Source organism: Polyangium sp. 6x1 (assembly GCF_029946515.1).
Classification (GTDB): domain Bacteria; phylum Myxococcota_A; class Polyangia; order Polyangiales; family Polyangiaceae; genus Polyangium.
In genome coordinates, this window is sequence record NZ_JARZHH010000029.1 from 1 (window position 1) to 13998 (window position 13998).

12 protein-coding genes are annotated in these 13998 nt (G+C 69.4%); 10 read left to right on the forward strand and 2 right to left on the reverse strand.

Annotation, left to right across the window (positions count from 1 at the left end):
• The first annotated feature begins 310 nt into the window (after positions 1-310).
• The 3 genes from QHF85_RS25430 (at position 311) to QHF85_RS25440 (ending at position 1646) form a co-directional block, all read left to right on the forward strand.
• The gene (locus QHF85_RS25430; protein ID WP_281329899.1) at positions 311-616 is read left to right on the forward strand and encodes an EthD family reductase; all 306 of its coding nucleotides are present in this window, start codon (positions 311-313) and stop codon (positions 614-616) included.
• 31 nt (positions 617-647) lie between these two features.
• Complete coding sequence (locus tag QHF85_RS25435) at positions 648-1211, forward strand: DJ-1 family glyoxalase III (RefSeq protein WP_281329900.1); 564 nt, start codon at positions 648-650, stop codon at positions 1209-1211.
• Between the two features lie 168 nt (positions 1212-1379).
• A complete protein-coding gene (locus tag QHF85_RS25440) occupies positions 1380-1646 on the forward strand; it encodes a hypothetical protein (protein ID WP_281329901.1) in 267 nt (88 codons plus the stop codon).
• 20 nt (positions 1647-1666) lie between these two features.
• On the opposite strand, the gene QHF85_RS25445 is transcribed toward QHF85_RS25440, so the two are convergent.
• Complete coding sequence (locus QHF85_RS25445) at positions 1667-2752, reverse strand: M20/M25/M40 family metallo-hydrolase (RefSeq protein WP_281329902.1); 1086 nt, start codon at positions 2750-2752, stop codon at positions 1667-1669.
• Positions 2753-2920: 168 nt separating this feature from the next.
• Here QHF85_RS25445 and QHF85_RS25450 point away from each other — a divergent pair, with 168 nt between their 5' ends.
• The 7 genes from QHF85_RS25450 to QHF85_RS25480 all read left to right on the forward strand — a co-directional run bounded on the left by QHF85_RS25450 (position 2921) and on the right by QHF85_RS25480 (position 11969).
• Positions 2921-4018, forward strand: a complete 1098-nt coding sequence (locus QHF85_RS25450) for a histidine kinase (RefSeq protein ID WP_281329903.1) — start codon at positions 2921-2923, stop codon at positions 4016-4018.
• Positions 4015-4752 (forward strand): LytTR family DNA-binding domain-containing protein, encoded by a 738-nt coding sequence (locus tag QHF85_RS25455; RefSeq protein ID WP_281329904.1) that lies wholly within the window; start codon positions 4015-4017, stop codon positions 4750-4752. The genes QHF85_RS25450 and QHF85_RS25455 overlap by 4 nt, the downstream gene beginning before the upstream one ends.
• Before the next feature lie 94 nt (positions 4753-4846).
• On the forward strand, positions 4847-5218 hold the full coding sequence (locus QHF85_RS25460; protein WP_281329905.1) for a hypothetical protein: 372 nt from the start codon (positions 4847-4849) through the stop codon (positions 5216-5218).
• 39 nt (positions 5219-5257) lie between these two features.
• Positions 5258-5809 carry an antibiotic biosynthesis monooxygenase gene (locus QHF85_RS25465; protein ID WP_281329906.1) on the forward strand — a complete coding sequence of 184 codons (552 nt, stop codon included), beginning with the start codon at positions 5258-5260 and terminating at the stop codon, positions 5807-5809.
• A 485-nt stretch (positions 5810-6294) separates the two neighbouring features.
• Complete coding sequence (locus QHF85_RS25470) at positions 6295-6987, forward strand: polysaccharide deacetylase family protein (protein ID WP_281329907.1); 693 nt, start codon at positions 6295-6297, stop codon at positions 6985-6987.
• 6 nt (positions 6988-6993) lie between these two features.
• Complete coding sequence (locus tag QHF85_RS25475; RefSeq protein WP_281329908.1) at positions 6994-8151, forward strand: glycosyltransferase family 1 protein; 1158 nt, start codon at positions 6994-6996, stop codon at positions 8149-8151.
• Positions 8152-8288: 137 nt separating this feature from the next.
• On the forward strand, positions 8289-11969 hold the full coding sequence (locus QHF85_RS25480) for a serine/threonine-protein kinase (RefSeq protein WP_281329909.1): 3681 nt from the start codon (positions 8289-8291) through the stop codon (positions 11967-11969).
• Between the two features lie 4 nt (positions 11970-11973).
• Here the strand turns inward: QHF85_RS25480 and QHF85_RS25485 are convergent, their stop codons facing one another.
• The gene (locus QHF85_RS25485) at positions 11974-13968 is read right to left on the reverse strand and encodes a hypothetical protein (RefSeq protein ID WP_281329910.1); all 1995 of its coding nucleotides are present in this window, start codon (positions 13966-13968) and stop codon (positions 11974-11976) included.
• Between the last annotated feature and the right edge of the window lie 30 nt (positions 13969-13998).

A 13998-nucleotide genomic window follows, 5' to 3' on the forward strand; every position in this document is an offset into this window, starting at 1 on the left:
CTGCCGCCGGCGCCGCCGCTGCCGCCGGACGCGCCGCTGCCGCCGCTGCCGGCCGTGCCGCCGGTGCCGCCGTCGCCGCCGTCGCCGCCGTCGCTGCATCCGGCGAAGCACGCAAGCATCACCAGAATCGGGGCCACGATCGAGATTCGTCCCAGATGAAGTTTCATTCTATTCGCTCCTTCCACTGAGAGTGCCCTCACAGGGAAGTCCCGAACGTATCCGGCCGGCCGGACTCATGTCAACGCGTCGTGATGGCCGCGGAGCGCCTTCGTCCGTGGTATGGACAACGACCAGCCGAGGAGGCCGAGATATGTACCGTGTCACCGTCCTGTATCCGCACGAAGAGGGCAAGCGCTTCGACCTCGACTACTACGTGCAAAAGCACGTCCCGCTGGTGAAGTCCTTGCTCGGGCCGTTCGGCTTGAAGAGCGCGGAGGTTGCCGAGGGCCTCCCGCGCAATGGCGCGCCGGCTCCGTTCGTCGTGATCATGGGCATGGAGTTCGATGCGATCGAGAATTTTCAACGCGGCATCGCCCAGCACGGCCGCGAGATCAACGCGGACCTGCCCCATTACACGGACTTGAAGCCCGTCCTCCAGATCAGCCGGATCCGCTGACGCCCGCGCCCCCGGGCCCCATTCTCTTGCCATGAACTCGAAGAACCCCCGCGCCCTCGTCCTCCTCGCCGAAGGGGCCGAGGAAATGGAAACCACGATCAGCGTCGATGTCCTCCGCCGAGCCTCGGTCGAGGTCGTGCTGGCTGGGATCGACGGCGCGTCTCCGGTTCGTTGCAGCCGTGGCGTTCGTATCGTGCCCGACATGGCCCTTGCCGAGGTGACGGGCTCGTTTGACGTCGTGGTTTTGCCGGGTGGCAAGGGCGGCGCCGAGCGGCTCGCCGCGTCGCCCGAGGTGGGCGCGCTTCTCCGCGCGCAGGTCGAGGCGGGCCGCCTGGTGGCTGCCATCTGCGCGGCGCCGAGCGCGCTCGCGGCGCATGGCGTGTTTCTGGGGCGCCGCATGACGTGCCACCCCTCCGTGCGCGAGGTCGTCGCGCGGCATGGCAAACACGAGAGCGAGCCCGTGGTGATCGACGGGTCTCTCGTGACGAGCCAGGGCCCGGGGACGACGTTCGCGTTTGTCCTCACCCTCGTCGAGATGCTCTGCGGCGTTACCACCCGCGATGAGGTCCGCGCGCCGATGATGCTCATTTCGTGACGCATCGTGACGCGATCGAATCGTCAAGAAATGTGTAGCGAAGGGCGGCGGAATCCCGTAGAGTGGATGTTCCCCGCACAATGCCCCCGATTACCTCTGATCGGGTTGGGCGGAGTCCTATTCGTTGGCGCGCGTCTGCTCTCCCCGCGCGACGGGAGGAGTGTATCCATGGGCTTTCCGCACGGCGAACTCGTTGTCCTCAGCACCGTGGTCCTCGCGGGTATCGCGGGGATGTTGTGGCTCGCGGGGCGCGCAGGTGGAGAGACGTCCGAGGATGCGACGAGCCTGCGGCGCGCGCCCCGGGGCGCCGGCGCCTCGCCCGCGGCCGATGCGCGCAGCCGCGATGAGGGCGTCGACGAGCCAGTCCCCGAGAGCGGGATCCGGCTCAAGCAAGGCGCGCGCGTGCGGCGCGTCGATTTTCGAAAAGGCGGCTGATCCGAGAATGCCGCGTCACGTCAATCCGACGACGCTCTCGCGATCACCTGGCTGAATACCTCCACGGCCCATTCGAGGTCGCTCTTCATCACGAATTCGTCCGGGGCATGCGCCTGCGCGATGTCGCCAGGCCCGATCACCACCGCGTCGATGCCCGCGGCGGAGAAGAGCGCGGCCTCGGTCCAGAACGGCAGCGTCGACTCGGCGCGGGGCAGCGAGCCGAGGAGGTTTCGGAACGGCGCCACGTCGCGAGTCTCGAAGGGAGACATCGCGAGGGTCGTCTTGAGCTCGATGCCCTCCCCCGCCGCGCGCGCGCTCGCCGCGAGCTCGGCCTCGAAGGCCGCGTCATCGAAGCCGGGCGGCGGGCGCACCGAGAACGAGAGCGAGGCCCGATGCGGCACCACGTTGAACGCGACGCCGCCCTCGATCGCCGCGACGTTCAAGCAAAGCCCCTTCATGTCGGCAGGCCCTCGATCGAGCCAGCGTGTTCCGATCTCGTCGAGCCCCACCGCGAGCCGGGCCATCGTGACGATCGGCTTCGGCATGTGATCGGCGCCCGACGAGTGGCCCCCGCGGCCCAGCACCTCGGCCGAGAGCGCCACGCAGCCGCGGTGCCGCACGCCGACCGTACGCCCCGTCGGCTCGCAGACCACGGCGCGCTTGACGACCTGGGCCCACGGGCTCGCCAGAAAATGCCGGATGCACGTGCCCGTCCGCTCCTCGTCGCCGGAGAAGACCACGCCCACGTTGCGCGGCTTCTTGCCTTCGAGCGCGACGAGCGTCGCGGCGATCGCGCCCTTCGTGTCCGCCGCGCCGAGCCCGACGACGCGATCCGCGGTGACCACGCCTTCCCACGGATCCACGGTCCACCCGCTGTTCGCGGGCACCGTGTCGACGTGCGCGTTGATGATGGTGCGCGGCTCGCCCCAGCGCGCGACCACGTACGCGCCCGTGCCTTCGGCGCGCGGCACCTCGACGACGCCGACCTCGTCCGCGCCGAGCTCGGCGAGCGAGCGCGAGAGCATGCGGCAGATGGACGGCTCGTCGCCCCCGGGGTTGTCGGTGCGATGACGGATGAGCTCGGCGAGCAGCGCGGCGGGATCCATGACCGCGCATCCTACCACCCCGGCACACCCTTCCAAGTCGAAGCGCTCGAACGAGCGGAAGGGGCGCAAGCACACGTGCCCCGCCCGCAGCCGCTCATCCCCCAGGAACGACCGTCCATCGGGTCGGGTTTGATCACGGCGAGCGGCCCCCGTTACGCTCCGGCTCGTATGGGAAGGCCTCCCGAGAGCAGCCAGAGCAGCCGTCGCGAGCTCCCTCTGCCGGAGGGGATGGAGCTTTTGCCACGCGAGATGCTCTGGCTCTACCCGATCGTGCCGCTCGCGGCCGCGCCGCTGCTCCTTGGGGATCTCTTCTCGCGGCCTCTCGGCCAGGTGCTCGTGCCGATCGCGGGGCTTTATGTCCCTTTCCTCACCCTCTCGTTCACCTTCCACGCGCTTTACGTCTGGGTGATGCCCAAGGTGGTGCCGCGCCTGCGCTCGCCGTTCGCGCGTGGCGCGCTCCACGTCGCGGTCACGACCGCGGTCCCGGTCCTCCTGGCCCCGTTTCTCCTCGCCTTCAAAGCGAGGATCGCCCCGGGCGAACACGAGCCGCGCGAGTTCGCTCTCGAATGCGTCATCATCTCGTGGATCTACTTGTTCCCGGCCCTCATCGTGCAGCGCCTGCGGAACAAGGCCCGGACCATCGAGCGCATGGCGCAGCTCGAGCGGGAGGCCGCGCTCGAGGCCCAGCTCAAGGCGCTCCAGGGCCGCACGAACCCGCACTTCTTCTTCAACAGCATCAACACCGTGGCGGCCCTCATCCCCGAGAACCCCGCGCTCGCCGAGCGCACCCTCGAGCGCATGGCCGATCTCTTCCGGTATGCGCTCGACAGCTCGAAGACGCGGCTCGTCACGCTCCGGCGCGAGGTGGAGACGGTGCGCGACTACCTGGAGATCCAGTCCGCGCGGTATGGCTCGCGCCTGCACACGCACGTCGAGCTCGACGAGCGGGCCGCCGACACCCTCGTCCCGCCGCTGCTCCTGCAGCCGCTCGTGGAGAACGCGATCCTGCATGGCATGGCCCACCGGCGCAGCGGCCGCGTGCTCGTGCACGTGCGGCACGAGGGGGATCACGTCGCCGTCGAGGTGCTCGACGATGGCCCCGGGCCTTCCGCCTCGGAGCACCGCGGCAGCCAGACGAGCGTGGAGGATCTTCGCGCGCGCCTGCGCCTGCTTTACGGGGAGCGTGGGGCGATCTCCCTGGAATCGGCCCCTGGCGGAGGCTGCCTCGCGCGGGTGGCCATCCCCGTGAGCGACGCGGCGGCATGAAGATCCTGGTCGTCGACGACGAAGAGCCGGCGCGCCGGCGCTTGATCCGCCTGCTCCGGGACATCCCGGGCACCGAGGTCGTGGGAGAGGCCGGAGACGGGGAAGAAGCGCTCCAGCAGATCGCGATGCGGCGCCCGGAGCTCGTGCTGCTCGACATCCGGATGCCCGGCCTGGATGGGCTCTCGCTCGCGCAGCGGTACGCGGACCTGCCGCCGCTCATCTTCGTCACCGCCTACGATGAACACGCCGTGCAGGCCTTCGAGGTGAACGCGGTCGACTACCTGCTCAAGCCGGTGCGTCCCGAGCGGCTCGGGGCCGCCATCGAGCGCGCTCGCCATCGTCTGCTCGCGACCCAGGAGGCGCGGGCCCGAGCGCTCTCCACGGTCGCCCATCGCGCGGGGCCGTCTTCGCGCATCGTCACCGTCACGCGCGGGGTCATCCGCTTCTTCGATGCCCGCGACGTGACGCGTTTCTGGAGCAGCGACAAGTACACGGTCTTCCGCGCGGACCAGGACGAACATTGCACCGAGGAGACGCTCTCCACGCTGGAGGAGCGGCTCGGCGCCCATGGTTTTTTGCGCGTGCACCGGGGGGAGCTCGTCCGCGTCGTCCGCGTGAAGGCCCTGCGCAGCGAAGACGGGATCCACGAGGTCGAGCTCGAGGACGGACAGATCGCGCGCGTCAGCCGGCGCTCGCTCTCCGCTCTGAAGGCGGCCCTCGGCCTCGCCGAGTAGCCGCTCGTCGGCCCTCCCGCGCCGCTCATCCGCTCTGCCGCGCCGCACATCGGCTCGCGCTCGCGACGAACGGCCCGGCCTGTAGCGTCCGGGCATGCGACGAACGGTCCTTGCCACCCTGATGATGCTAGCCGCGGGGCTCGCGGCGGGGGCCCACGCGGCAACATCCGCGGGGCCTGCCAAAAATCCCCTGGTCGCATACGCGCTCGGGCCGTCGTCGAGGTTCGGCTTCACAGGTCGCGTCGCGGAGCGCGTGTCCGCCGGTTCGTACCTCTATCTCCGCGTGCAAGACGCGGCCGGCACGGAGCACTGGGTCGCCACGCTGACGTCGACCGCCTCCACGGCGGAGGACGTCGAGGTCCAGGTCTTCGCGCGCGCCGAGGACTTCCACTCCAAACGCCTGAGCCGCGATTTCTCACCGCTCCTCTTCGGCACCGTTCGTCCCCGCGCCCCCAAACCTCGCTGATGTCCCTGCGAAACGCCTCCACTCCAAAGGAACCACACCATGCAGCGCACCTCCGTAGCAGCAGCTCTCCTCGCCGTTTCCCTCCTTGCGTGCAGCGGATCGGAGGCCGATCCGCCCACGCAGCCGCCCCCCGAACCTCAGGACGACGGTTGTGCGCGAAGCAAGCTGGAGCTCGACTTCGCATCCGAGCCCCTCGCAGGCGCAGGCGTCGACGCCGAGGGAAACCTCGCACCAGGGAGCTACATCCTGAGCACCACCTACATCCACCGAAAGGGCACGCCGGCATCCGAAGCAAAGTTCGGCGAGCTCGTGGGCCCGATCGTCGGGGCACTCCAGACCCAGCCAGGGCTCGTGGCCTTCCGGCTCGGCACCGCCGCGAGCTGCAGCGTGGGCCGCACGCTCACCGTCTGGAAGGACGAAGAGGCAATGTACCAGTTCGTCGGCAGCCCCGCGCACGCCGAAGCAATGGCGCGCATCGGAGAGGTGAGCCGCGGCGACAGCGTAGCCACGAGCTGGCAAGACGACGAGCGCGGCGCCACCTGGGAGAAAGCGCTCGAGGTGCTCGCCGCGGAGACAGGTCCCACCTACTAGGGGACTCCTCGGGAGGCGCCGCGCCGGGGCTCTGCCCCGGGCCCCGCGGGGGCTGTTCGCCCCTCGACCCGAACCAGGGCCAGCCCTGGACCTCTGGGCATCGACTGCGCTTCGCGCAGTCGATGCGGGGAAAGTTTTTGAAGCTGTCCGCCCCCTCGTTGCAGGGCCAGCCCCGGACCCTTTGGGGAAGAACTGCGTTCCGCGCAGTTCTTCCCACAGGCCGGTGGTAGCGCGTTGCCGGCTGAACCAGCAGCGCTGCCGTCTTGCTTGGCAGGGTCGCTCGTGGTCTTGACCCCGGCTGTTCGATGAACGGCGCGGAGCGCAGTTCATCGACCCTCAGTCCAGCGCGGGCGCTGGTCCAGGTCCAGGAGCGGATAGCTCCTGGTGGGGCCTGGGGCAAAGCCCCAGCGAGGCGCCCTCAACCGGCGCGCCCCTGTTTGACGCGCTTGCCTGTTGCTGATACGCCGCCGCCCGAGCCTGCTGACGTGCGCCCGTTCTCGTTCTCGCATCGCCCTTTGCGCGCTTTCCGGCGTGGCTTCCGCTCGGTCCGCGCCGTCTTCAGCGGCCTCGTCATGCATGGCCCGGCGCGGCCCGAGGTTGCCCTCACCTTCGATGACGGTCCGGATCCGGAGAACACGCCGGCGATCCTCGATGTCCTCGCCTCGCGAGGCGCCCGTGCCACGTTTTTCCTCCTCGGCACTGCCGTCGAGCGATGGCCTGACCTCGCTCGCCGCGTCCACGCCGAGCAGGAGATCGGCTGCCACTCGTATGCTCATGATCGTTCGGCTGTGAACGATCTCGAGGCCTTCCGTGTCGACACGGAGAAGGCGCTCGACCTCTTCGATCGTGAGGTCCGCGCGCGCCCCCGCCATTACCGTTTTCCCTGGGGCAACGCCGGCCGCATTCGCCCTCGCGACGTCGAGCGCCTCTTCGGCATGGTCTGCGTCCACTGGTCTGGCGGCGGCTTTGACGAACGATCCGACGCGCCGGCCATCGTTCGTAACATCGAGGACGCGCTCGAGCCTGGCGCCATTCTCCTGCTCCACGACGGCTGCGCGCCTGGCTCCGTGTACGTTGGCTCCCGTGAACCCACGGTTCGCGCCTTGCCCCGCATCCTCGACGCCCTCGACGCTCGGGGCCTCCGCGCCGTCACCGTTGGCGAGCTCCTCTCGGCCTGAGACGGCATGACCCGCTTGGCGCCTCCTCGCATCGTCCTCGACGCCCGCGTCCTTCGCGGCGCGCCTGGCGGCGTTGCCACCGTCGTTGCTGCGCTCGTCGACCACCTCCCTGCGCTTGCGCCCGACGTGCCCTTCGTCCTGCTCCGGCATCCCGATGCGCGCGGGCCTCTCTCTCGCGCCTCCAACGTCACCGAGTGGCTCGTCTCGGGCGATCCGAACTTGCCGGACTCGCTCTTGCGCCTTGGACCTTGGCTGAAGAAGCGCCTCGGCCCCGATGACCTCTTCCACGCCCCTTACCGCGTCCTGCCGGTCGGGGCGCCCGCGAAGAGCGTCATCACGATGCACGACTTGATGCCGATCGTCTGCCCGGAGCTCGTCTTTCCGAACCCGCTGCTCCGCGTGTTCCTCGCGCCGTACTGGTCCACGGCGATGCGCTCCTCGATCCGCCGCGCTGGCCTCATCCTCGCCGTGAGCGAGTACAGCAAAGACGACACCATCCGCATTGATCCTGCCTCCGCGCCTCGCGTCCGCGTCACGCACCTCGGCGTCGATCCCGTCTTCGCGCCGCTCGATGCCCCGGAAGCCCTTGCGCGTACGGAACAACTCGTCCCCGAGGGCCGGCGGTTTTTCCTGGTCCTCGGCGGCGGCTACCCCAACAAGAACCACACGGCCGCCGTCCTCGCGTTCGCCCGCGCCTTCACGACCGCCGATGACGTGCACCTCGTCATCATTCAGCGCGAGCGCACCTTCCCGGCCGAGCTCGAATTGGCCTTGCGCGGGACGGGTCTCCTCTCGCGCGTGCACGTCCAGAGCCGCGTGGGCCTTTCGGCGCTCGTCGGCCTCTACGCTCGCGCCGAGGCGCTGATCTTTCCTTCGCTCTACGAGGGCTTTGGTTTGCCTGTGCTCGAAGCCATGGCGTGCGGCTGTCCCGTCGTTTGCTCGAACCTCACGTCCGTGCCCGAGGTCGCGGGGGATGCCGCGCTCGTCCGGGATCCGCGCGACCTCGGCGCGCTCGGAGGCGCGCTCCGCGCCGTCGCCACGGACGAGGCCCTCCGGCGGGATCTCCGGGCCCGCGGGCTCGCGCATGCCGCTCGGTTTCGCTGGGAGAACACCGCGAAGCGCACGCTCGACGCCTACCGCGAGATCGCGCCCTGGATCCCCTGACGAGCAAGCTCCGCTGACCGGTCCGCGTCTTGCATCGGCGTGAGCACCGAGATCATCGACGTCCGCGGGTTCGACCATCCCGGCGAAACCACGAGGATCCTCGCCCCCGGCTCGTCGGATCCGTCGACGATCGGGGCGTGACGCAGCTCGACCTCCTCGCGCGCGTCCTGCTCGGCGGCGTCTACGTCGACCTCACGCTCCACCAGGGAAATGCCCGCGCCCGCGCCAGCGTGGACGCCTATGGCGATTTCGGCGCGGTGCATTCGATGGCCGCGTCCGCGTACATCAAGAGCCGCGGCGACGAGCACTTGAAGACCGTGGTCGCGGACAAACGCGAGCGGCGCCTGGCTCTCGTATACGCTGCCGAGCGACAAGCAGCGGCTCGGCTGGGTCGAGGTCGAGCACCTCGATCGGTGGGGCCGCATGGGCCCGGTGCGCGCGTCCCACGAGAGCACGAGCCTACGCGCGGGGATCGCCTTTCGATTCTGATGGAGCGGGATCTGCGGCGCGTGTATTCGTGGGCTTTTCCAGGAGCGTCACGCTATCTTTCCCCCCGAGGTCTGCTGGTGATGTCCGCCGAGGTGATGGAGGGGGCGATCTTTGCCGGGCGTTACCGGCTGATCCGCCGCCTCGCCACGGGCGCCATGGGCGCGGTGTATGAGGCTCGCCACCTCGGGACGGACCGCCGGTTGGCGCTCAAGGTGATGCTCTCCCACATCATCGAGCGTCCCGAGCTCCGGCGGCGGTTCGAGCTCGAGGCGCGGATCACCGCGCACATCGAGAGCCCGTTCCTCGTCGAGGTCTTCGATGCGGGGGTCGACGAGGCGACAGGGGTGCCGTTTCTCGTCATGGAGCTGCTCCGCGGCGAGGAGCTCGGGCGATGTCTCCGGCGCGTGGGGCGATTCTCGTTCGAGGAGACGCTCGCGTGCCTCCATCAGACGGCGCTCGCGCTCGACAAGACGCACGCGGCGGGGATCGTCCATCGCGACCTCAAGCCGGCCAATCTTTTCCTGAGCGTGCGCGAGGGGGGCGACCGGCGTATCAAGATCCTCGATTTCGGCGTGGCGAAAATCGTCGCCGAGGGCACCGCCCGCGGAGGCGCGACCCAGACCGTGGGGACGCCGTTGTACATGGCGCCCGAGCAGTTCCGTGGCCAGCGCGTCTCGGCGGCGACGGACATTTACGCGCTCGGGATGATGGCTTATGCCTTCCTCGTCGGCGAGGCGTACTGGGCCGACGAGAGGACCGAAGAAGACAACCTCGTCGCCTTTGCGCTCAGCGCGGCCTACGGCCCGGTGGAGTCGGCGATGGAGCGCGCGTCGAGGAAGGGCGTCCTTCTGCCCGCCGGTTTCGACGTGTGGTTTGCGAAGGTGACCGCCGTGGACCCAGACGAGCGTTTCGCGACGGCAACCGCAGCGGTGCGCGCGCTCGGCGACGCGCTCGGGATCGTCGAAATGGGGGCGCTCGCCCTGCCCGATCCGGCCCTTCTCCACGAGCCATCGGCGGCGGAGACGAGGGCCGCTACGGCGGGGGACGGCGGGCTCGAGGACGGCGGGGCAGGACAAGGCTCGGAAGCGATAGCTTTGGGAGAGACGGAGCCGGCGTCCCAAAAGGGCTCGACGCTCGGGGATTCGACGCCGGAGATCGGGTCTCGCGGGCTCACGAGAGACGAAGGGAGTGCCATTCCCATCGAGCGGGCGGCCCCGGCGCCCACGCCGCTCGCTCCCGGGCGCCCGCGCGTGTGGGGCGTCCGAGCGATCACCGGCGGCCTGATTCTGGCGGTCGTGGGCGCATGGTTCGTCCACCGCAATGCGCCGTCTGCGCCCCTGCCCCCGCCCGCTCCCCTCGTTGTTTCCCCCTTGCAATCGACGTCATCGGTCCTCGGCTGCCCCGTCTTCGAGGCGTCGGGCATCGACGAGCCCTCCGGGTGGATGGGCGCCGCGGCGGCGTCCCTTTTTTGCGACCGAGCCAGCGTCCTTTTGGGCGGCTCTGCCACACGGACGCTCGCCCCTGCCGAGCTCCTCGCGCTCCCGGCGCAGCCCGTGGACCGGTTCCCCGAGGATCCCTATGCCGCGCCCGATACCCGCGCGAAATCCATCGACGCCGCCCGTCGCCGAGCGGCAGCCTATGCCGATGGTCAGGTTGTCCGGGAGAATACCGGCTTCCGGATCACGGTCACCCTCCGCCGGCCCGACGGGGCGGACCTCGACCACGCCGTCGGCACCGGGCGTTCCCTCTACGAGGCTCTGCGGGGCGCGATGAACCCCCTGGCCGAGCGGGGCGCGCTCCCCGTCGCGGCCACGCTCGACGCCACGATGGCGGATTTTTCGCGCGCCCGAGACGTCGGCGGCGCCCTCGCGCTCTTCGATCTTGCTGCAGCCATGAGCAACAACGCGGGCGGGCTCCCGGACGAATGCTCCCGCGTCGCGGCGAGGAGCGCCGACCTCGCGGAGCTAGGGCCCGCCGAGGCCCGCCATTGCGCCTACACGCTCGGCCTCCCGCTGCCAGAGGTACGTCTTTCCCCCCGCGGCGACATGGCATCCCCCGGCGAGCTCGCCGCGCGCGCCCGTGTCGAGCACGTGGTTCGACGGGTGGACGATCCGGCGTCGATTGCCGAGCTCGAGCGCCGCTTCGCGCACGAAACGACGCCCCGCGGGCGCTCGACGCTCGCGACGACCCTCTCGTGCCTCCTTCAATCGGGCGACCCGAAGCGGGCCGCGGAAATGTCATTGCTCGCGGTCGCCGCGGAGCCGAGGAATCCGATTGGCGAGGGCTGCGCGCCTTGGCTCCAGCTCCTGGCCGTGACGTACGGCACCACGAGCGCCGAGGCGTCGCTGCGGGCCATGCAGGCATGGGTGCCGTGGAACAGCTATGGGTGGCTGTATCAGGCGAAGCGCCTGGGAGACAAGCACAACGCCCTCACGTATGCCCGGCGCGCGTACGTGCTCTCGCCGCTGGACATGTCCGTCGCAGGCACGCTCGCGGACACGCTCCTCACCTCCGGCGCGCGCGAGGAGGCCCGGGGCATTGCGCTCGCGCTGGCGACGGGTGGTGCACCCGTCCACCGCGTGGCCAGCGATCTTCTCCTCGTGCGCATCGAGGCGAGCGAGGCACGATTGGGCGCGGCTCTCGCGCGCGCAAAGCGGGCCATGGTCGTCTCCGCGGACGATGCAGGCTGGCAGCGCGTCCAGCGGTTCGAAATCGCCTGGCGCGCTCTGCAGATTGCGCTCGTCCTCGGCCGCGCGCAGGAGATCGCCGATCTCGTCGTGGAGCGCTTCCTCGAACCCGAGCCGCCGCCGCTCGACGGCGCGTACCTCGACGTCCCACTCCGGCTCCCCGCCATTTGCGCGCACGCCTCGCCCGCCGTTTCGCGGCGCTGCTTCACCCGATTCCGCGAGCTCCGGCAACGCCTGTCGTACAGCGCCCTCCCGGACGCCGACGCCTTCACGGACGGGGCGGAGCGTTATGCAAAGGGAGACTTTGCCGGCGCGGCGCGCGCATTCCGGCCCCTGCTCCGGACGCCGGGCCCGTTCGTCGAGGTCCTCGCCGAGCCGATGATCGAGACGTTCGAGCAGACGGGAGAGAGCGAGCTCGTCGCCAGGCTGGAGGCGGCGCTCGCCGATCGCTCCGCGGAGCTGAATGGGGCGAGCCTCGCGCTGGTACGCGCCGCGCGTCGGGCGGCGAAGCAAGGGGATGGCGATCGGGCCCGGGCGCTCGCGAATCGAGTGCTGGAGGCGTGGTCGGTGGCGGATGAGACGGTCCCCGCGGTGGCGGAGATGCGCCTGCTTGCTCAGGAGGGGCGGCGCGCGGCGCGGTGAGCACTCAGTTGCAGGACTTGCCGCACACGGTCTGGACTTCATTGACGCAGACGTTGTCCCAGGCCGTGTTGCAGCAATAGGGATCCACGCTGCAGATGCTCGCCGCGCAGCCCGGGGAGACGAGGGGCGGGACGTCGCAGCCCGAGGTGAGAGGATCGCCTTCGGTGCAGAGCGTGTGATCACACGCGCCGGAGACACATTGCACGCTGTTCCCCACGCTCTGGACCTCGTGGACGCATTGGTTGTCCCAGGCGGTATTGCAGCAGTAGGGATCCGCGGTGCAGATGTTCTTCACGAGGGAGCCGCACATCGTGTCGAGGGCAGCGCCCGTGGTGCAGGCGGAGTGGCTGCACCTGCATTCCAAGCTGTTCGCCACGGTCTGGACCTCGGCGACGCATTGGCTGTCCCAGGCCGTCTTGCAGCAGTAAGGGTCCGCGGCGCAGACGCTCGTCACGACAGCGCTGCACCCACCCGCGAGCTTATCCCCTGTGGCGCAGACGGAGTGGCTGCACGACGTGGGACCGCACGCATTGCTGTTCGCCACGGTCTGCACCTCGGCGACGCATTGGGTATCCCAGGCCGAGCTACAGCAATAGGGGTCCGCGGCGCAGACGTGGGTCACGACAGCGCTGCTCCCGTCGGCGAGCGGCGCGCCCGGCGTGCACGCGTCGTGGGAGGAGACGATCGCCGACGCAGTCGGGTCCTCGGAGATGGCCGTGGGCTCATTGAGGAAGACGGTGACCACGTGCCGCCACAACGGAACGTCGACATCCGACATGCAATCGTAGTAAGCCTCCTCCGGCGCCGGGCTCCTCCCCTGGCAGCCCCCCGCCCAGCCCGCTCCGCACGCCCAGGAATCAATGCAATTCTGTGGCGCGGAAGGATCCTCGCAGAGCCGATCGGCCATGTACACTTTGCCTGCTTGCCAAACGTCGCTGTGGCACGTGCTCATGGTGACGCCGACGCCCGGGTTCGGGAAGATGTTGCCGTAAAACGCACCCTCGGGATAGGTGAACACCTGCCGCTCGGTGGCGGGATAGGTAGCGCCGGACATGGGCTGCACGATGGGAGCGGGCGCCGAGCCCCCGCCAGGGCTCGCCGGTGCAACCAAAATGCTGAAGTACGCCTTCCCGGGTTGACCGTTCGGGGCCGTGCTCACGTCCGCGGGGCACGTGAACGTGATGGGGCCATTCCCATCACCGAATTCTTGGACGAAGCCTGCATAAAATTGCGAGGCCCCCGGGACGCTCGGGGACTGCTGGCCGGGATCACACCCGTGAATTCCTTTGCACACGCGCACCTTGGCCACGCCGCTCCGTTGCAAGGTCACGGGTTGACCACGATTGCAGATCCCCACGAATTCTGGCTGCCAGCCGCTTCCGACCTGGATTCCATTCCGGAGCGTGGTCTGGACCCGGACCTTGCTCGCCGGTTGAAACGCGCTGGTGTTCACAGGATGAGCCCCGCTGCCATTCGGGATGCGTATCGAGATGGGGACGTGCTTGTTCCGCGCGTTCATCCGCGCAAGGACGCAAGCGGAGACGATTTCGCGACACGCGGACGTGGCGGGCGCATTCCACCAGCTCCCGAACGGGGACGTCGCGTCGCAAAGTCCGAGCTGGCCATGCCACGGGGAGGACGTCGCAGAAGATTCCACGACCCTCGTGGGACCAAGCGCGCACGAGACGACGTACTCCATGAGCTTCTCGGCGCTCGTCGATGTGCCCGTGTCGAACAGGCCCGGGATGTTCCCGTTCGCCGAGAGGGTGGCGTCGAAGTCGTCGAGCGGATGCTGCCAGACGTTTTGCAAGAGCGCGAGGTTTGCGTTGGAGCCGAGCGTTTCGGTCGGGAGCCCATTCTGCGGCATCTCGAAATCAGGCGTGGACAGCGGCTGCTGCGTCGAGTCCGTGGCCTCTTCGAGCGTATCTTCTGCTCCACACCCCATCCCGAGGATGCCGGGCACGAGGGCAAGCGAGGCGAGGAAGCGTCGAACATTCATGCCTCGCGCCCAGGCAAGACCCGTGCCCGC